15 protein-coding genes are annotated in these 18,498 nt (G+C 62.1%); 10 read left to right on the top strand and 5 right to left on the bottom strand.

The genetic code is table 11. From position 1 onward, the window contains the following. From ABIE33_RS33340 to ABIE33_RS33330, 3 genes are all read left to right on the top strand, one after another. On the top strand, positions 1-861 hold an 861-nt coding region (locus tag ABIE33_RS33340), incomplete at its 5' end, for an IS110 family transposase (RefSeq protein ID WP_429133028.1). 275 nt (positions 862-1,136) lie between these two features. Beyond that, a complete protein-coding gene (locus ABIE33_RS33335) occupies positions 1,137-1,673 on the top strand; it encodes a DUF2249 domain-containing protein (protein ID WP_429133026.1) in 537 nt (178 codons plus the stop codon). Then, the gene (locus tag ABIE33_RS33330) at positions 1,660-1,968 is read left to right on the top strand and encodes a metal-sulfur cluster assembly factor (protein ID WP_429133024.1); all 309 of its coding nucleotides are present in this window, start codon (positions 1,660-1,662) and stop codon (positions 1,966-1,968) included. The genes ABIE33_RS33335 and ABIE33_RS33330 overlap by 14 nt, the downstream gene beginning before the upstream one ends. A gap of 78 nt (positions 1,969-2,046) precedes the next feature. Here ABIE33_RS33330 and ABIE33_RS33325 read toward each other — a convergent pair whose 3' ends face one another. Continuing rightward, complete coding sequence (locus tag ABIE33_RS33325; RefSeq protein ID WP_429133022.1) at positions 2,047-3,270, bottom strand: NnrS family protein; 1,224 nt, start codon at positions 3,268-3,270, stop codon at positions 2,047-2,049. Positions 3,271-3,605: 335 nt separating this feature from the next. Here ABIE33_RS33325 and nirK point away from each other — a divergent pair, with 335 nt between their 5' ends. The 3 genes from nirK to ABIE33_RS33310 all read left to right on the top strand — a co-directional run bounded on the left by nirK (position 3,606) and on the right by ABIE33_RS33310 (position 6,604). After that, positions 3,606-4,754: a copper-containing nitrite reductase gene (gene nirK / locus ABIE33_RS33320; RefSeq protein WP_429133020.1), complete on the top strand. Its 1,149-nt coding sequence runs from the start codon at positions 3,606-3,608 to the stop codon at positions 4,752-4,754. Between the two features lie 110 nt (positions 4,755-4,864). Further along, the gene (locus tag ABIE33_RS33315) at positions 4,865-5,782 is read left to right on the top strand and encodes an SUMF1/EgtB/PvdO family nonheme iron enzyme (RefSeq protein WP_429133018.1); all 918 of its coding nucleotides are present in this window, start codon (positions 4,865-4,867) and stop codon (positions 5,780-5,782) included. A gap of 120 nt (positions 5,783-5,902) precedes the next feature. Beyond that, on the top strand, positions 5,903-6,604 hold the full coding sequence (locus tag ABIE33_RS33310) for a Crp/Fnr family transcriptional regulator (RefSeq protein WP_429133016.1): 702 nt from the start codon (positions 5,903-5,905) through the stop codon (positions 6,602-6,604). 441 nt (positions 6,605-7,045) lie between these two features. Here the strand turns inward: ABIE33_RS33310 and ABIE33_RS33305 are convergent, their stop codons facing one another. Continuing rightward, entirely contained in the window at positions 7,046-13,114 is a 6,069-nt protein-coding gene (locus ABIE33_RS33305) for a putative Ig domain-containing protein (protein ID WP_429133032.1), read from the bottom strand. A 116-nt stretch (positions 13,115-13,230) separates the two neighbouring features. Here ABIE33_RS33305 and ABIE33_RS33300 point away from each other — a divergent pair, with 116 nt between their 5' ends. Next, positions 13,231-13,794 (top strand): N-acetyltransferase family protein, encoded by a 564-nt coding sequence (locus ABIE33_RS33300; RefSeq protein WP_429133014.1) that lies wholly within the window; start codon positions 13,231-13,233, stop codon positions 13,792-13,794. Between the two features lie 15 nt (positions 13,795-13,809). On the opposite strand, the gene ABIE33_RS33295 is transcribed toward ABIE33_RS33300, so the two are convergent. Continuing rightward, positions 13,810-14,103: a DUF6916 family protein gene (locus ABIE33_RS33295; protein WP_429133012.1), complete on the bottom strand. Its 294-nt coding sequence runs from the start codon at positions 14,101-14,103 to the stop codon at positions 13,810-13,812. 235 nt (positions 14,104-14,338) lie between these two features. Here ABIE33_RS33295 and ABIE33_RS33290 point away from each other — a divergent pair, with 235 nt between their 5' ends. Then, positions 14,339-15,244, top strand: coding sequence for a LysR family transcriptional regulator (locus ABIE33_RS33290; protein WP_429133010.1), 906 nt, complete (start codon positions 14,339-14,341; stop codon positions 15,242-15,244). Between the two features lie 13 nt (positions 15,245-15,257). On the opposite strand, the gene ABIE33_RS33285 is transcribed toward ABIE33_RS33290, so the two are convergent. Both ABIE33_RS33285 and ABIE33_RS33280 read right to left on the bottom strand, forming a co-directional pair. After that, the gene (locus ABIE33_RS33285) at positions 15,258-16,208 is read right to left on the bottom strand and encodes an alpha/beta fold hydrolase (protein ID WP_429133009.1); all 951 of its coding nucleotides are present in this window, start codon (positions 16,206-16,208) and stop codon (positions 15,258-15,260) included. 26 nt (positions 16,209-16,234) lie between these two features. Beyond that, a complete protein-coding gene (locus ABIE33_RS33280) occupies positions 16,235-16,456 on the bottom strand; it encodes a DUF2798 domain-containing protein (RefSeq protein WP_025430193.1) in 222 nt (73 codons plus the stop codon). 196 nt (positions 16,457-16,652) lie between these two features. On the opposite strand from ABIE33_RS33280, the gene ABIE33_RS33275 reads away from it, so the two are divergent. Beyond that, on the top strand, positions 16,653-17,444 hold the full coding sequence (locus ABIE33_RS33275) for an SDR family NAD(P)-dependent oxidoreductase (RefSeq protein WP_429133006.1): 792 nt from the start codon (positions 16,653-16,655) through the stop codon (positions 17,442-17,444). Positions 17,445-17,589: 145 nt separating this feature from the next. Then, on the top strand, positions 17,590-18,384 hold the full coding sequence (locus tag ABIE33_RS33270; protein ID WP_429133004.1) for an SDR family NAD(P)-dependent oxidoreductase: 795 nt from the start codon (positions 17,590-17,592) through the stop codon (positions 18,382-18,384). Positions 18,385-18,498 lie beyond the last annotated feature (114 nt).

Here is an 18,498-nt window from a genome sequence, read left to right as displayed (position 1 = left end):
CTCGACGACATTTGTGATGATGTCGTTCTCGCCCATCCGTTGAAGGTCAAGGCGATCGCCGACGCCAAGATCAAGACCGACAAGATCGATGCGACCGTGCTGGCGCATTTGCTGCGCGCCGACCTGGTGCCGGAAGCCTGGGCGCCAGGCGAACGTGCCCGAGAGCTACGTGTCGCCCTGCGGGAGCGGATGTTCTACGTGCGGCTGCGCACGATGACGAAGAACCGCATCGTCACGGTGTTTGATCGCTATCCGGAGCAGACGGCGCAACTGAAGACGCTCGGCGATCTGTTTGGTAAGGCCGGCCGCATTCAGCTTTCGCAGGTCAACGTCTCTGAGATCGACCGCATCCAGATCGACCGTGGCCTCGCTTTCATTGGCGCCATCAATGAGCGGATCAAGCAGTCGGAAGCGACGATCCGGGCGATGACCAAAGCCAACGCCAATGTCAGGCTGTTGAAGACGATCCCCGGCATCGGCGAGTTCTTTGCCCGTCTGATCGACGCGGAGATCGATGACATAGCGCGGTTCCGCAACCCGAAGAAGCTGGCCGCCTATGCCGGGCTGGTGCCCTCGACCTATTCGAGCGGCGGCAAGACCTATCACGGCAAGATCATCAAGCAGGGCAACAAGTGGCTGCGCTGGGCTTTCGTCGAAGCAGTTGCTCCAGCCATCACCAGCGATGCACAGCTGCGAGCCCAGTACGAGCACCTGAAGATCAGAGGAACCAACAAGGCGCGGGTTGCGATTGCGCGCAAGCTTTTGACGATCGCCTTCCAGATCCTGCGTGACCAGCGCGCTTTCGAGCCGCACGGCACCAGCACCACGGAAGGCGCGTCGACGATATCCCGGCTGTCCTGATGGTTGTTTAGCGAGCCCGGCAGGACTGGGCTGCGCTCCTAGCGGAGAATGGGAAACCGGGAGCCGAACGCCACGCTGTGACCGAAGCCGAGAAGGCATCAGGGTCACGAATTGGAGACTGGTTCAAAAACCGAAGGACAGCCAAACGCGGTCTGCCCGGCGGAGAGCAGGATTCTGCCGATCGGCGCCAATGCCGGTCAAAATATAACCGAACCCAGGGAAAAGCCGCCAAATGAAGGTGTTTTACCCCTTGAGTTCTTTCATTGGAGACAACCATGACCAAAGACCCCTACGAGCTCGATGTCAGGCCGCTTTTGAAGAGCGGTAACGACCCGTTCCAGGCCATCATGAGTGCTGTCGACGGTCTGGCACCCGGACAACCGCTGAAACTGATCGCGACGTTCAGGCCGGTGCCGCTTTTCAGCGTCATGGCCGGCCGCGGCTTTGCCCACGAGGACCAGCCGCTCGGCAACGGCGACTGGGAGGTTCTGTTCACGCCGGAGGGACAGGTGGACGAGATCAGGGTCTCGTCCGGAGACACAGATCTGGATGCCTGGCCGGATCCCGTGCGCCAACTCGATCTGACGGATCTGGACCCGCCCGAGCCGATGGTTCGCATTCTGGCCGTGGTGGAAAGGATGCAGGCCGGCGAGGTGCTTTTCGCCTTGCTCGCGCGAGAGCCGCTGTTTCTCTACCCCGAACTAGCCAAGCGCGGTCACAAATGGGCCGGAAATTTCGACGCGGCGGGCGAGACCTATCGCATCCTGATCCGTGTGGGTGGACGCAAGGGGCACGAAAATGCAGCCGACTGAACGCGAAGACCTGATCGAACGGATACGCAGCGCCCTGCGGATGATTGTCGACCCGGAAATGGGGTCCAATGTGGTCGATCTCGGTCTGATCTACGACATTGCCGTCCAGGACGGTGGACTTGTCCGGGTGACGATGACGACGACGATAAAGGGATGCCCCGCGACGGCTTTTCTAAAAGAGGCCGTGCAGACCTGCGTCTGGTACGTGCCGGGCGTCGAATATGCCGAAGTACGGCTGACCTACGAACCGCCGTGGACCCCGGAGATGATGCTCGAGGGATCAATCGTACAGTAATCTGAAAACGCCTAATGGAGGTTGCCGTGTCTACGGCAACCTCCATTTCATTTGTGCAAGGTGAGTTTCCCGCGGTCGCTAGGCGGCGCCACGTGGCGAGCGCCGATCGCGAACCAGCATCGGTCCGTATTCGATGCAGAACAGCGCAAAGGCTGTAATCCAGAGTGCTCCCGATAGCGCGATCAGATGATGATAGTGCGCCGGCAGGATTTCGGCGAAGGGGCGCGCCAGCGCCGCGCCGATAATGGCGATGTAAGAAACGCAGCTGAGGTTCGACGCAGCCAAGGGCCGTCCGGTGTGTCCACGGCTCGCACGCGTCATGACGGCCAGCATCATGCAGGCCATGACGCCAACGGTCATCACATGCATGACGGGATAGCCGTCGAGGGCGCCGACGGCACCTGCAGCAACGGCTGCGAAGCCGAGCGGCACGAAGGCGTAGGCCGCGTGCAGGATGAACACGATCTTGTCCGGCCAGGTGGTCCAGCCGCGCCAGCGGATAAGCCGGGCCGCCTGCAGCAACGAGGCGGCGGACGCTATCGTGGCCGTGACGATGTGCTGCGGCGCGAAGGTCCAGCAGGCAAGAGCAGCGACGCCGACAAGAATAGTCATTGTGTCGAAGCGGTTATAGGGAACCGGAAAGTCGGTCCGGCCGAACTTGTTCAACCAGTTGCGGGTGAAGCTCGGCAGAATTCTGCCGCCGACGATCATGATCAGCATGACATAGGCGCCGATCGCCAGCCGCGCCGCCGCGTCGACGTCAAATTCCCGGACGACGGAAATGTGGAACCACACATTGGCCGCCGAGAGGAGGACCAGTCCAATGACGATTTTCAGATCCTTCCACTTCCGACCGACGATGATTTCGCGCGCGCAGATCGCGAGCAATGCCGGCATGAACGCGGCTTCAATGATGACTGCCGACTTCAACCCGATGACATCTGTTGCAAGCAGCGCCAGCCGCCCGGCAATCCACAGGGAGAACAGGTAGGCGAGCGGCCTGCCGGAAACGGGTAATCTTCCGGTCCAGTTCGGAACCGCGGTCAAAAGGAAGCCTGCGAGTACGGCGGACGAGAACCCGAAGAGCATCTCGTGGGCGTGCCAGTGGGCAGGCCCATATTCACCGGCAATATCGATACCCGTGGTTAGGGTGGCGATCCATCCGGCCATGGCGAAGATCGCCCAGAGACTGGCGCCGAGGAAGAAGGGTCTGAAGCCATAGGAAAAGAGAACGGGACCGGTGGTGGCGATTCCGCGCGGGATTCCTCCGCTGGGCCTTGGTTTGCTGAAGTAACTAAACATTGTTCGATCCTGTTCTTTCGTCGAGCGGACGGGTGGATGGGATCGATTTATCCGGGGCTTGCCGAGGCATCTTTGCGAAAACGCAATTATAGAGCCTGGCGAACGCCGCCCCCGCGAAGATTTGCAGAAAAACATCCACTTTCCGGGGCGATTTGTTCCAAGACAAAGACGTCATTCGCTCTCGGTTCTACTTGAGGCATGACTACTGAAAAACCGGTGGTCAAAACCTGAGGTGAGCCCGCCACGGACGGCAGAGGACACCGTAACACGTTGAATTTCGGCATGATTTTCGGACGGCCACTCCGGTCGCGCGGTCATGCCCAAGGAGAGCAATGATGACAGAACAGCTGCAGATGACTCGCCGGACGATTCTGGCCGGCGCCGCCTTCGCTGGCGCGCTGACGCCGATCCTGACGGCGACCTCGACCCAGGCCGCAACGGCCGCCGCTCCCGCTCCCGCGGCAGCGGACACGGCGCCGGTCGACATTGCGACACTGGAACGGGTCAAGGTCGACCTCGTCGCTCCGCCCTTCGTTCATGCTCACGATCAGGTCGCCAAGACCGGCCCGCGCGTGGTCGAGTTCACCATGACCATCGAAGAAAAGAAGCTGGTCATTGACGGCGACGGCACCGAAGTGCACGCCATGACCTTCAATGGCTCGGTTCCCGGTCCGCTGATGGTCGTCCACGAGAACGACTATGTCGAACTCAGATTGATCAACCCCGCCACCAACACGCTGCTGCACAATATCGACTTTCACGCAGCAACGGGGGCCTTGGGCGGTGGCGGCCTGACGCAGGTCAATCCCGGCGAGGAGACGACCTTGCGCTTCAAGGCGACCAAGCCTGGCGTCTTCGTCTACCATTGCGCGCCGGAAGGCATGGTGCCCTGGCACGTAACCTCGGGCATGAACGGCGCCATCATGGTGCTGCCGCGTGACGGGCTTAAGGATGAGAAGGGACAGCCGCTGACCTATGACAAGGTCTACTACGTGGGCGAGCAGGATTTCTACATCCCGCGCGACGAAGCCGGCAATTACAAGAAATACGAAACGCCGGGCGAAGCCTATGAAGATACCGTCAAGGTGATGCGCACGCTGACCCCGACCCACGTCGTCTTCAATGGCGCGGTCGGAGCGCTGACTGGAGAGAGGGCGCTGACAGCGGCCGTTGGCGAACATGTGCTCGTCATCCACTCGCAGGCCAACCGCGATACACGGCCACACCTGATCGGTGGACACGGCGACTATGTCTGGGCAACCGGCAAATTCCGTAATCCGCCCGAGCTCGATCAGGAAACCTGGTTCATTCCGGGCGGCACGGCCGGCGCGGCTTTCTACACATTCCGGCAGCCGGGCATCTATGCCTACGTCAACCACAACCTGATCGAGGCCTTCGAGTTGGGCGCGGCCGGACACTTCAAGGTCACCGGCGAGTGGAACGACGATCTGATGACCTCGGTCGTCAAGCCGGCGTCGATGTAGCCCCGACATGACAATCGGCCACGTTGCCCGAAGAGGTCTTTGGGCAGCACGAGGCAGCGACAAGGGCATGCGCCGGATCCATCGGCGCATGCCAATAGAAGGGGAAGAACATGCGCGATAGACGTCACAAGAATTCGGTTTCGGTGTTTTCCGTCGCCGTTCCAGCTTTGCTGCTGGTTGCCATCGGCGGGGTGCTTTCGGCCAAGGTCGGGCTGCTGGATGACCTCGACGCAACGGTCGACACCCGCATCGAAGCGCCAGTGACAGTGACGATCGAGCCGCGCCGCATGGAATACCGGGCCGAAGGCCACTTCATCAAGAATGGCTTTGCCGTCGATGCACCGCTGGTTGATGCGACGCTGGCGAAACCGTTCAGGATCATGAAGTACCAGGTTAGCCGCACGGATTTTCAGCGATGCGTCGAAGACGGCGCTTGCGAAAAGGGTGAGCCGGCGGCAAGCCTCGGCAATGATACGCCGATGACCGGCGTCAACTACACCGACGCCAGCAATTATGCCGCCTGGCTGACGGAAAAGACGGGGCAGGTCTGGCGTTTGCCGACCGATCGGCAATGGGCCTTCGCGGCCGGCCGGAAATTTCCCGACGACGCGCTCGGCATTGACGGCAGCAAGGACAATCCGGCGCTGAGGTGGCTTGCCGACTACGAGCGCGAATCCGCGCGGCAGAAGTCGAAGAACCCAATGCCGCAACCGTCGGGCACGTTCGGCGAAAACGAATTCGGCGTCGCCGATCTCGACGGCAATGTCTGGGAATGGACGCAGACCTGCCACCGTCGCGTGACGATCGGCGTCGATGGCGAAGTGCTGAAGATATCGCAAGCCTGCGGGATCTACGTCGTCGACGGCAAGCACCGTGCGTCGATGAGCTTCTTCATTCGCGATCCGAAGAGCGGCGGTTGCGCGGTCGGCGTGCCGCCGGACAATCTCGGCTTCCGCCTGGTTCGCGACGATCGTTGGTATGCGGACATGCTGTACGCCTTCGAGCGCCGTTTCCCCGGTGCGGTGTAACAGCGCGGGGCCTTGAATATCGCCGCTTAAGGGCGGCGAAAGGGTGTTGTCCGCTTCTTCCTCCCGATCGCACGTGATATAGCAGCCCGCATCGCCGATCCGCAGGAGACAGGAAACGACGTGGCTGCACTGGACCGAACACTCGTCAAATCACTCCCGCTGTTTCAGAAGATGAGCGATCAGGAGCTGGACAAGCTCTTGGCGCATGCGACCGTGCGGCGCGTCCCGCAGAATGAGGCCGTCTTCGAGCAGGGGGCTGCGGCGGATTCGTTCTACCTGCTCCTGCACGGACGCCTTAAGGTCACCCAGGTCACCCGCGACGGACAGCAGATCATCGTCCGTGTCGTCAACCCGGGCGATCTGTTCGGTTTTGCCCGCGCCTTGCAGCGCAGCGACTATCCGGGCACGGCGATGACGGCAACGGAAAGCCTCGTCCTCGCCTGGCCGACCGAGCTCTGGAACGTGTTCGTCGAGAGCAATCCGCATCTGGCCATCAATGCGATGCACACGATCGGCCAGCGGCTCGACGAGGCCCATACCCGCATCCGCGAGATGTCGACCGAGGAAGTCGAACGCCGCGTCGCGCACGCGGTTCTGCGCCTGGCCGACCAGGCCGGAAAACGCGAAGAGCTCGGCGTGCGTATCGACTTTCCAATTTCCCGTCAGGACATTGCCGAAATGACCGGCACGACGCTCCACACCGTCTCGCGCATTCTCAGCGCCTGGGAGGGACGGGGACTGGTACAGGGCGGGCGACAGAAGCTGCTTCTCTGCGATCTGCCGGGGCTGCGACGGCTCGCGGAACAGGTCGAGAAGAGCTAGGATTCGACTGCCCACGGAAGCTTGCTCAGAACGCTGGAAGCGTCTCAGCACTTGGACCTGTGCGCGCGTAGTGCTGTGACCTTCGGTGCCGGGGCCGTGGCGACTGCCGCGTCGCCCACTTCGCGTCAGGTCTTTGATATGGCTCTTGCCTCGAAGGGCAAGTGGGCTCACCGTCACGGTCAGTAGATGGCACTCGCCTGCGATCGAGAAGAAGCGCCAAGCTCTCGATAGTCGCAGGTCGACGCGGCACAATTCTTCCAGACCATTGCCGATCGAGCGCAGAGCATCGCTGGTCACATGCAGTCCAGGGGTGCTCGCGGCCGGTGGCTGGGAACGGTACCAGCAGACCGAAGCGGCCGGAGAGGGATCCCCAACTTGTCCGCGCCGACTTGCCCTTGATCGCTACTCCATTGCCCGTGTCAGTGAGCCGGGGCGTTATAGTCAGAAGCTTACGCGTGCGCCGATTTTCGCACCACCGGATCGCGAGCCGTCACCCTCAACATTGAACAGCAGCGAGAAATCGAGATCCCAGTTGTTGTTGTTGGAAAGCGCAAGGCCAGCCGAGACCCGTCCGAACAGGCCTTCCCCGTCAAGTGAAGCGAAGCCGACATCTGCACCGACCGAGGGCGACAACGTCAGGCCGTTTTCCAGCTCAAGCGTCCGCTCGACGTCGAACCCCACGCTGAAGCGCGCCTGTTCCTCGATGAAGCCCTTTAGATCGATCGTCTCGCCGATCGCGTTCTTCACGGTGTAATCGTCAGTCTCCTCGTTGATATAGACGGCTCTGAGTTTCGGCGTCAAAATGGTGATCTCGTCGAGTTGCCATTCGCCGGTGAGCTTCACATCCGCCAGCCAGCGGCTTGTATCGAAGCCGCCACGGAAAATGCCGGTGTCGATGTCGTTCGACGAGCCGCCGTAGAGCAGGTTAGCATCGAGAAAAACATTCTGCCCGATTTCGAACGAGGCATAGGGACCGGCGAGCCAACCGTTGCCGGTCAGTTCAGCGTCCTCGTCGGTCGGATCCGTCATGTAATCGTAGTGGACCGAGAGGCCGACCAGCGCGCGGTCACTGAGGAGATAATCGGCGCCGGCGGAGAACAGGGCGAAATTGCCCCATTTGTCGCTTTTGTCATCTTCGTCCTTGTGGAACAGGAAGCTACCGTTCACCCAGATGTCAAAGAGCCGGTCAGTCTTCACGAAAGTTTGGCCGGCTGCAGCCGCATCGGCTGCATCACGCGCTGCCTGGATCTGGGCGAGGCTGGAGGAGAAGCCGAGCCGTGCGCCCTTGTCCGAGGGCGTTACAGCCGTCGTCACCGGATCGGTACTCGTCGCAGCCCGGCGTCGATCGAGAAGGCCCGGCACCTTGACCGTCGACGACAGCAGGTTCTGCCGGTTTCGGACGAAGTCGCGCACGAGGCTGTCGATTTCCTCCCCGGCCGCCACACGATCGAGCGCGATCTTGTAGGTGACACGCCCGACATTGGAGGAGCCGATCGCGCTCTGCAGCGTGTAACCAACAACGGCAGGGCCGGAATAAGAAGGGTTCGGCGTGAACTTGAGGTAAAAGCCGACCGGCGTGAAGCTGCCGGCAGCGGCGAGTTCACCCTCGATGATCTCGGCCGCGCCGGCGATCGGCGGCGAGACCGAGGCGACCGCGGCGCCGATGAACGGGCCTCCGGTGGCGCCGCTGTTGAGGTACACGTTATTCGGTGTCGAGCCGGCAGGGACCTCGACGAAGATATCCGGCGCGGTGACGGCGCGGGCCTTCAGTTGCAGGCTATAAGCCGCCGATCCGCTGGCACCACGGCTGTCAGCTACCCCGATGGTGAAACGATAGGTATCGGGCGTCGCATCATTGGCGAGCGGCCCGGTCAGTTCGCCGGTGGAGACGTTGAGAACCATGCCTTTCGGCAGGTCGCCGCTCGTGACGCTGTAGACCAGAGCGCCAACCCCGCCGGTCGCCGAAATGCGCGAAGAATAGGCTTCGCCGACCATCGCATCCGGCAGTGCGCCGGCGGGCGGGCTAAAGACGAAATTGCTGGAGACGACGGCGATCTGGTAGCTCGCCTGACCTGTCGCGCCGTTGGCGTCCGTCGCCGTCACGGTGAAACGGAAGTCGCCATCGCCGGTCGGCCGTCCGGAAATGGTCCCACTCGACCCGTCCAGCGTCAGCCCCCCTGGCAGAGCACCGGACGCGATCGTGTAGCTGTAGGGTGCCGTTCCCGTGCTCGCCGTTATGATCTGGCTGTAGGAAACGCCGGGGATTGCATTGGCGAGTGTGCCGCCAGGTGGCGAAAACGCCAGGACCGGCGGCGAGACCGTCACTGTGATCGTCGCGGACGCAGACGTCCCCGTTGCGTTCGTCGCCATATAGGTAAAGCTGTCAGTGCCCGAGTAGCCGGCCGCCGGCGTATAAAGGATCGACGTGCCTGACACCGACGCGGCTCCGTGGACCGGCGCGCTCGCAAGCGCGACGGACACAGCCGCTCCGCCGGAAAGATTGGGCGTAATGGCGTTTGCTGCAGAATTCGCGGCGATGGTGACAGAAACCGCACCGGCAGATGGTGCCTGAACGGCTACGGCCAGACTGTAGGCCGCATCGCCCGTGGCGCCGTTCGCGTCGGTCGCCGTGACGGTGAAGGTCGCCGGTCCGTCAACTGTCGGCGTCCCGGAAAGGCGGCCATCGCCGGCGAGCGTCAAGCCCGCGGGAAGCGCTCCGGCAGTGATCGCGTAGCTATAGGGCGCCGTTCCATTCGCAACCGTGATCGTCTGATCGTACGATTGCGCGACCGTCGTACCGGCAAGCGCGCCTGGCGCCGGCGTGAAGGCGAGCGTCGGCGGCGACACCGTGACGGTAACCGTCGCCGTCGCCGACGTGCCCGTTGCGTTCGTCGCAGTGTAGGTGAAACTGTCGGCGCCGGAGTAACCGGTCGCCGGCGTATAGCTGATTGTGGTTCCCGTCACGTTAGCTGCACCATGCGATGGCGCCGCGACGATAGCGACAGACGCGGCTGCGCCGCCGGAAAGATTGGGCGTGATAGTATTGGCGGACGAATTGGCCGCAACCGTTGCAGTCGTGGCACCCGCGATCGGTGCCTGGATGCGAACGGTCAGGCTATAACTGCTGGTCCCGGCCGCGCCGTAGCTGTCGGTCGCCTGCACCGTGAAATTGAACGCGCCATCAGCCGTCGGGGTACCGGTAAGCGCACCGGTCGAAGTGTCGAGCGTCAAGCCGCCCGGAAGCGCACCGCCGGCGATCGCAAAGCTATAGGGCGCCGTTCCGCCGCTGACACCAAAGCTCTGATTGTAGGCCGTCGCCACGGTCGCGACCGGCAATGCGCCGGCGGCCGGCGTGAAGGCGAAAATCGGCGCCGAAACCAGGAAGGACTGGCTGACATTCGGGGCAGCCAGATAGGAACCGTTGCCCGGCTGCGATACTTCGATGGTGCAGGTGCCGCCATTGCGGAAGGTCAAGGCGCCGCCTGGCGTGATCACGCAGACGCTTGACGTCAGCGATTGGAAGACTGGGGTGAGCCCGGAGTCGGCGCTCGCGCTCAGCGTCACGGGTGCCGCATAGTCCTGCGGGCCGGGATTGGCGAAGGTGATGGTTTGTGCCGCCTTCGGGATGACCGCGTTGGAGGCAGTGGACGCCGGACCCGTGCCAGCGCTGTTGGTCGCAGTCACCGTGAATGTATAGCTGATGCCGTTGGTAAGGCCGCTCACGGCAATCGGGCTCGATGCGCCGGTCCCCGTGATGCCGCCAAGGTTTGACGTGACGGTATAACCGGTAATCGTCGCACCGCCCGTGCTCGACGGTGCGGCGAAGGATACCATCGCCTGCGTGTCGCCGGCGGTCGCAGAAGCCGCCGTCGGCGCACCCGGCACGATGGGATTGACGGCGAAGCTTTGTGCGACCGCCGGTGCGGGGAGGTAGGTGCCATCGCCCGACTGAGAGGCTTCAATGGTGCATATACCGGTCTGCTGGAAGGTCAGCGTTCCGCCGGGAGTAACCGTGCACACCCCCGTGGTCGAGGACGCAAAGGCAACGGGCAGACCGGAACTCGCGTTCGCCGTCAAAGTCGGAGCGGTGCCGAAGTTCTGCGCGCCCGGATTGCCGAAGGCAATCGTCTGGGACGACCTCGGCGTGACCGCATTGGATGCGCTGGACGCCGGACCCGGCCCAGCGCTGTTGGTCGCGGTCACGGTGAATGTATAGCTGGTGCCGTTGGAAAGGCCGGGCACCGTGATCGGGCTCGACGGTCCCGTTCCCGTGAAGCCGCCCGGACTTGAGGTGACGGTATAGCTGGCGATCGTCGCACCGCCCGTGTTCGAGGGCGCGGTGAACGAGACAGTGGCGGCCGCGACACCGGCCGTTGCGCTCGTGCCTGTCGGCGCACCGGGGGCGACCGCGTTGACGGTGAAAGTCTGTGTGACCTGCGGCGCGGCCAAGTGGCTGCCGTCGCCCGCCTGGTCGGCATTGATGGAGCAAGGACCGGCGAGGTGGAAGGTCAACTGCCCGCCCGGGCTGACCTCGCACACCGCGGCGGAAGACGACGTAAAGGTAACCGTCAGTCCGGAACTCGATGCTGCCGTCAATGTGGGTGTTGTGCCGAAGTTCTGTGCGCCCGGATTGGCGAAGGTGATGGTTTGCGCAGCCTTCGGTGTAACCGCGTTGGAAGCGCCTGACGAAGGGCCTGTGCCGGTGCTGTTGGTCGCGGTCACAGTGAATGTATAGCTGGTGCCGTTGGAAAGGCCGGGCACCGTGATCGGGCTCGACGGTCCTGTTCCGGTGATGCCGTCCGGATTTGAGGTTACGGTGTAGCTGGTGATCGGCGTGCCGCCGCTAAAAGCGGGTGCAGCAAAGCTCACATCTGCGCTGCTGTCACCGCCTGTCGCCGCAGCGGCGGTCGGTGCGTCAGGAACCGTAGCAGCCACGGTGATGCTGTAGCTCTCAGTGGCGGTCCGGCTATGCGCATCGGTCGCTGTGACCGCAAAGTTGAAAGTACCCGCAAGCGATGGCGTGCCGCTGATCGCAGCGGTCGATCCATTCAGGGTCAAGCCCGGCGGAAAGGTTCCGGACGATACCGAATAGACGACCGTGCCCAGTCCGTCCGTCGCCTTGATCGACGTCTCTGAATAGGGGACACCAGCGGTAGCACCGGTCAACGCGCCCCCCGGCGTCAGCGTCATCGGCGGTGCCGTGATCGTGATCGAGTAACTGGCAGCTGCCGTGCCTGCGGTTGCGGCCGTCGCCTTTATCGTGAAGTTTGCCGTGCCATACCCGGCCGCCGTCGGGGTGCCGGAAATCGTGCCCGTCGAGGGGTCCAGAACAAGGCCATTGGGAAGCGCACCCGCCGTCACCGCATAGGTGATCGTCCCCAAGCCGCCGCTCGCAGACACCGATGCCCCCGGATAGGCCACGTCAACGACGCCGCCCGCCAAGGCGCCGGCTGCTGGCGCCAGCACCACTGGCGGCTCTGCGATCGTGATCGAGTAGTTCTTCGAATCCGACCCGACGGTTGCCGCGGTCGCCTTCACCGTGAAGTTTGCGGTTCCGAACGCGCCGGCCAACGGCGTGCCGGTGATGGCGCCAGTCGAGGCATTGATGCTGAGGCCCGCCGGCAACGAACCGGATGTCAAGGCGTAGGTGATCGCGCCAACGCCGCCGGTGGCCGAAATCGAACTGTTCGCATAGGCAACGCCGACCGTTCCAGCCAACAGGGCTCCGTTCGCCGGTGACAGCACCACCGGCGGCGCGGCCACCGTGATGGAGTAATTTGCAGAAGCCGAACCGGCGGTCGCGGCGGTCGCTGTCACCGTGAAGGTCGCCGTGCCGCTCGCCGCGGCGGTCGGCGTCCCGCTGATCGCGCCCGTCGATCCGCTCAGCGCGAGGCCGGCGGGCAATGAACCTGCCGTCACCGCATAGGTGATCGTACCCGAGCCGCCGCTGGCCGAGACGGACGTGTTCGAATAGGCCGTGCCCACCGTACCGCCGGAAAGCGCCGAACCGCTCGCCGGCGACAGGGTCACGGGTGGGAAGGTGTTGATGGTGATTGTAACGTCCTGCGCCAGGAAGTGGACGCCGCCGGTCGAAATCGTCGTACTGTCCTGAACTTTCAGCTTGAAAGTGAAACTTCCAGCCGTCGTGGGCGTACCGGACAGCAGCCCGCCGGTCGAAAGGCTCAAGCCGTTCGGCAGGGTGCCGCTGTCGCGCGTATAGGTATAGCCTGGGGTGCCGCCGCTTGCCGAAAACTGTAAGCTATAGGCGACCCCGATGCCGCCGTCAGGCGGGTTGTCCGGCGTCGCGTCGATCACGGGCGCCGCGATTGTCACGTTGTAGCTCTTGTCGAAGGTAATCGGCGTCGGTGTGGTGGCGTCCGTGACGCGCACCGTGAAGTTGTACGGGCCGGAACCGGTCGGCGTTCCGGAAATCACACCGCCAGAAGAAAGCTCCAGCCCCGGCGGCAAGGCGCCGCTGACGCGCGCATACGTGTAGAGAGCAACGCCCAGTTTGCTCCCAACATGATCGGCTTAGCGGGAGGGAACCTCCCGCATGAAAACCGCCAGCCCTACCTGGCCGTAAATTTCTGCATCGCGCTCAACGGCGTCTACCCGTCGTTCGGGTGATGCCGCCCGTCGAGATTGCCGAGATCGACTTTCCGGCGCGGTGCGAACCTTCGCGCCTGTCGGTGGCAAACATCGTCCTGCGTCATGCGACGGCTGCGGACATACCGTTTCTGCTCGAACTCTACCGTTCGTTTCGGGCGGACGAACTGGCGGCCGTGCCGTGGCCGGTCGAACAGAAGCGCGCCTTCCTCGACCAGCAGTTCCTGTTCCAGCATCGCCACTACACCGCGACGTTTCCCGATGCAGATTTTCTCGTTGTCGAGATCGAAGGCGAGCCAGTCGGCCGCGTCTATCTTGATGCGACGAAGGAGCGCTGGCTCATCGTCGACATCGGACTGCTGACGGAATGGCGCCGTCAAGGCCACGCAACCACGCTGTTGGCGGCCATCCAGCACGAGGCGACGGTGTCCGATTGCGAGGCCGTCGTCCTGCACGTCGAGCAGCATAACTGCCGGGCGCAGGCTCTCTACCATCGTGTTGGTTTTCGAGCCGAGGAGAATGGTGGTTCACACGTCCGGATGGAATGGTCTTGCAGCAACCTCGCCGAGACTGGGCGTCTCTGACCGGCTTTCACCTCATCAATTGAATACGGCCTGGTAGACGATGCCCTGCTTGTCCCTGGCGACCGGTACGAGGAAGATCTCCAGCGCGCCGAGCGACGCATTCCTCAGGTGGTAGATCTGCTGCGGCAGGACGATCGCCGAACTGCTGCGGAACACCAGGGAAAAAGGCGCGCGCCGCATGCCAGGCAGGATCTGTGTGGTGCCCGGAGAAGCTTCCGCGAGCGTCAACGGCACCGTGCTTTCACCAAGGGACAGATCGAACGCCTGCCCGACGCAACCCGCAAAATGTTGTAGCGTCAGCAGTTCCATGCGCACTTCTCCCTGATGATTCCCGCTTAGGTCGATTGCAACACTTCTACAACATTGTGGTTGAGCGCAAAAGGCTTCGAAGATGGCGAGTCGCTTGCTTTTGCGCAGGGCCCGCCAGATCGTGTTTGAAACGCACCCATAGCGACTCGGCGATGTTCGGCGCTACAATACCCCCGCCAGCGGCTGGCTCTCAGGGCACTGGCAAGCTGAAGCCGAACTCTAGTCGCGGGGTCCAATGGATCGACTTGATGCTATGCGGGTACTGCTTGCGGTGGTCGACGCCGGAAGTTTGTCGGCTGGCAGCCGCAAGCTGAATGCTCCCTTGCCGAGTGTCAGCCGCAAAGTCGCTGATCTCGAGCGGCACCTCGGTGCAAACCTAATCATTCGCACAAGCCGAAACCTGCAACTGACTGATGCCGGTCGTGATTATGTCGAAGCGGCGCGGAAGATCGTGGCGGACCTGGAGGAGGCCGAGCGACGCGCCTCGGGTGAATATCAAACACCGCGCGGAACGTTGACGATCACGATGCCGGTGGAGTTCGGAAGCCGCTACGTGCTGCCGATTGCATTGGACTTCATGGACAAGCACCCGGAAGTCTCCTTGAACATCTTGTCGTTGGACCGCTCAGTCAATCTCGTCAACGAGCAGGTGGATGTTGCCATTCGTCTCGGGGAACTTGCCGACAGCTCTCTTTACGCAGTCAAGGCTGGCGAGTTTCGACTTCTGACGGTTGCCAGTCCAGCTTATCTCAAGCGGCATGGCGTCCCTGAGCATCCGAGCGACCTGCCGAAGCATGACGGCATCATGTTCAACAACCGCTCGTTCTTCTGGGGATTTGACGTCGACGGTAAACTGATCGAAGCTCTTCCGATCACCCGGCTCGAAGTCAACACGGCGGCAAATTGTGTTGCCGCCGCGTTAGGTGGAGTCGGCATCTCCAGGGTCTTTGACTACCAGGTGCCAGAGGAGCTCTCCACCGGCGCGCTTGTGCCGATCCTGCAAGGTTATGGCGGCGAGGCGAAACCGATCCACATCGTTTATTCGCGTCAAGGGCTACTCGCACTGAAAGTGCGCGCCTTCATCGACTGGGCCCTGCCGCGGCTCCGTACGACTTGCAGTGGGTATGGATCGGCGGCCTGACAGCTACGCCCCGTCACCGAAATGAAGCTCGAACCTCTTCGATCGTTTGCTTCGGGCTCTGCAGATGAGGGTAATGCCCAACGCCGGCAAGAAGATTGAGTTTTGCGGGGAGCCTTGAGGCGAGTTCGAGCCCCATTTCCTTCTTGATGTAGAGGTCGTTCTCACCCCAAACCACATTTACGGGTGTTTTGAACCGGGCCAATTGCGATTCAAAATAGTCCTGGTCCCGCGTGAAGTGAGAATAGTAGTATGAGAAAGCGTCTGCCGTCGTCATAGCGCCGTGGTTCCAGCCGTTGGCCATGTCGTCCTTGAATTCCTGCGAAACCTCGAACTGCGCTTCCTTGGGCAGGCCTCGTCTGAAGGCGTTCTCGAGGATATCCGCGCGATTCTTGTTCAGCTGGGCACGCGCCTGACCGGTCGCTCCCGCCACCTTCCGGCTTTGCAGGCTCTCGTACATGTACTGGGGCCTGTTGAAGGGAGCGAAGTCACCGACAATGATCGTCTTGGCGATATCAGGGTTTTCCAACGCCAGGAGAAGCGCCGGCAGGGCTCCGATGTCGGTTGCGTAGATCGTCAGCTTCGATGTGTCGATATCCGCCTTCGCCACGTATTCCTTCAAGACGCGCGCGTAGTCCTTGGGTGCATAGGAAAATCTGTCGACCGCTGGCCTTGATGAGAGGCCGTAGCCTGGCCAGTCGAAAGCATGAACCTCGTAGTCATTGCCAAGGGCGAGCGAAACATCTTTCCAGGCATAGAGGGTCTCCGGAAACCCATGCAGGAAAAGAACGGTCCCTTTCGGTCTCGGGTTGTGCACTACCATTCTTCTAAGCGTGATGTCTGCATCGATCTTCAGGAAGTCGATGTTGGCCTTTGGTTGTTGGCTGTCTTCGGCGCTTGCCGGTGCGATGGCCGAGCAAAGCACCGCGGCGGCTGCAAACAACCTCCGAATGGATGATTTTGGCATGTCAGTTTCCTCAATGTAGCGTCAGATCAGTAGACCAGGCGATCGACTTGCGCCTGAAGGCGAGGGCCGATCAGGAGGATTGCGGGAATGACGATCACGTAGCCGATCCCCCAGGAACGCAGCCACGTCAGGACAAATCCATTCGAAAAGCCCAGATTGAAGGCGAGAAGCGAGAAGGAGATGATCCCCGTCGTCACGACGCCCATCGACAGGGCGAATGCGATTTTCCGTTTCAGATGTATGTGCATGTCTCTCTCCCAGAGGGCTCGGAAATAGTGGTTCAATCAGCCTGCTTGTCGTCAGCGACGCGCTCAGGACCTGGCATAAGAATTGAGCGCCGCGCCCGCGGCCGGTAGAGCAAGAATGCGAGAGGCAGCCTCTTGATGTCGGCAAGTCCCAAACGGGGCGGAATGACATACACCGGTCGCGAAAGGACGAAATGTCATGTCGCGAACGCACCCGAAGGCCCTTGTGACCTACGCGTCATGCGCGATCGGTCTCCTTTATGCCGATCGGCTGGCGCGCCGCGGATACGATGTTGTGATGCTTGCAAATGGTGCTGATCGACCAGCCGCGCTTGCGCGTATTCTGCAAGCCGAAACCGATGCGGCGGTCGAGATCATCACTCCAAACCTTTGCACCGATCGCGGCCTGGATGACGTGGAAGCCAGTTTCGCGCGAGGAACCGGCTTTGACGTCGTCGTCAATAATCTCGGCCTGCCTCCCGGCAAGGCACTGGCCGAAGCTTCTGCGCCAGATCTCGACCGCCTGATTGGCACGAATGTGAGGGCATACACGCGCATTTCGGCGGCCGCCGCCCGGAGCATGGCCCTTCGGCGCCACGGTGCGATTATCAACGTGGCGTCGGCCGTCGGCATCGCACCCGAAACTGCAACCGGCGTCTACTGCGCGAGCAAGGCCTTCCTGATCGCCCTGGCCCGCACGATGCAACACGAACTGGGACATCACGGCGTTTATGTACAATTGGTTCTGACCGCCGCAATCCGCACCGATGTCTGGCCATTTGCGGGATGTGAAGCCGAACTTCTGCCCGGAATGATGAGTGCCGCCGACGTGGTGGATGCCGCATTGGTCGGATTCGACCGTCGCGAGCCGCTGACCATTCCCTCTCTGGCGAAGGCAAGCCAATGGGCGCGGTACGAACACGCGCGCAAGACGCTGCTCGATGATCTCGTGAATGGCGAGTTGGCGCCGCGATATCGGCGCCTTGTCTGACCCGAGACTACGAAACGAGAGGCTGGCTCTCATTTCCCCTCAGTACCGGTCGCTGGGTGTCCAGCCTAATCTAAAGGGCATGAGCAGAGACCGAAGCTCGCCAGCGATGACGGCCTGCTTTCACCACAATCAGAGAGGAACGACGATGCAAGAGACGTTGGGAAAATCTGTCATTACCGGTGCATCGAGCGGTATCGGTGCGCTTTACGCTGATCGCCTGGCTCGGAAGGGTTATGATCTGATCCTCGTCGCGCGAAACGGCGATCGGCTGCGGCGAGCTGCTGCAACCATTCACGAGCAGACGGGCCGCACGGTTGAAACGGTCACGGCCGACCTGACGGTCGCGGACGATGTGGCGCGGGTCGCGGCGCAGATCGCCGGTGATCCGCGGATAACCATGCTGGTCAATAATGCCGGCGTCGGCGCAACTGCGCCTCTGCTCCAATCTGACGCTCACGCCATGAGCGCGATGATCGCACTCAACGTCGACGCTCTGATGCGCCTCACCTATGCCGCGGTGCCTGCCTTCGTCGAGCGGAACAGGGGCACCATCATCAATATCGCTTCGATCGTGGCGGTTGCACCTGAGAGACTGAATGGCGTCTACGGCGGCACAAAGGCTTTTGTTCTCGCCTTCAGCCAGAGCCTGCGTCAGGAGCTCGCCGACAGCAACGTTCATGTGCAGGTCGTGTTGCCAGGCGCCACTGCGACCGACTTCTGGGATATCGCCGGCTTGCCCGTTCAGCACTTGCCCCAGGAAATCATCATGCCGGCCGATGCCTTGGTCGACGCCGCGCTCATCGGTCTCGCCCGCAACGAATTCGTTACGATCCCCAGCCTTCACGATGTCGGCCAGTGGGACACCTTCGAGGCTGCCCGCCAGGCGATGGCCGACAATCTGTCTACGAACAAACCCGCCGACCGCTACCTGGCCAACTGACCACCATTGAGGGCACAGGGGCGACAACGTCGACGCCCGGCAGTGCCCTCGAACGAACGTCTTAGATCAAGGGAAGCGCGAAGCCTCTATCGCTGTGTAGCATAGAGAAACATT

Origin of the sequence: Ensifer sp. 4252 (genome assembly GCF_050434565.1) — a bacterium.
Taxonomy (GTDB): Bacteria; Pseudomonadota; Alphaproteobacteria; order Rhizobiales; family Rhizobiaceae; genus Ensifer.
The sequence above is the reverse complement of the archived record's forward strand: the minus strand, read 5'-3'. Positions and strand labels throughout refer to the sequence as shown.

Coding starts and splice junctions, on each gene's coding strand:
- ABIE33_RS33335 (WP_429133026.1), top strand. CDS start 1,137: ATGACCAAAGACCCCTACGAGCTCGATGTCAGGCCGCTTTTGAAGAGC.
- ABIE33_RS33330 (WP_429133024.1), top strand. CDS start 1,660: ATGCAGCCGACTGAACGCGAAGACCTGATCGAACGGATACGCAGCGCC.
- ABIE33_RS33325 (WP_429133022.1), bottom strand. CDS start 3,270: ATGTTTAGTTACTTCAGCAAACCAAGGCCCAGCGGAGGAATCCCGCGC.
- nirK (WP_429133020.1), top strand. CDS start 3,606: ATGACAGAACAGCTGCAGATGACTCGCCGGACGATTCTGGCCGGCGCC.
- ABIE33_RS33315 (WP_429133018.1), top strand. CDS start 4,865: ATGCGCGATAGACGTCACAAGAATTCGGTTTCGGTGTTTTCCGTCGCC.
- ABIE33_RS33300 (WP_429133014.1), top strand. CDS start 13,231: ATGCCGCCCGTCGAGATTGCCGAGATCGACTTTCCGGCGCGGTGCGAA.
- ABIE33_RS33295 (WP_429133012.1), bottom strand. CDS start 14,103: ATGGAACTGCTGACGCTACAACATTTTGCGGGTTGCGTCGGGCAGGCG.
- ABIE33_RS33290 (WP_429133010.1), top strand. CDS start 14,339: ATGGATCGACTTGATGCTATGCGGGTACTGCTTGCGGTGGTCGACGCC.
- ABIE33_RS33285 (WP_429133009.1), bottom strand. CDS start 16,208: ATGCCAAAATCATCCATTCGGAGGTTGTTTGCAGCCGCCGCGGTGCTT.
- ABIE33_RS33280 (WP_025430193.1), bottom strand. CDS start 16,456: ATGCACATACATCTGAAACGGAAAATCGCATTCGCCCTGTCGATGGGC.
- ABIE33_RS33275 (WP_429133006.1), top strand. CDS start 16,653: ATGTCGCGAACGCACCCGAAGGCCCTTGTGACCTACGCGTCATGCGCG.
- ABIE33_RS33270 (WP_429133004.1), top strand. CDS start 17,590: ATGCAAGAGACGTTGGGAAAATCTGTCATTACCGGTGCATCGAGCGGT.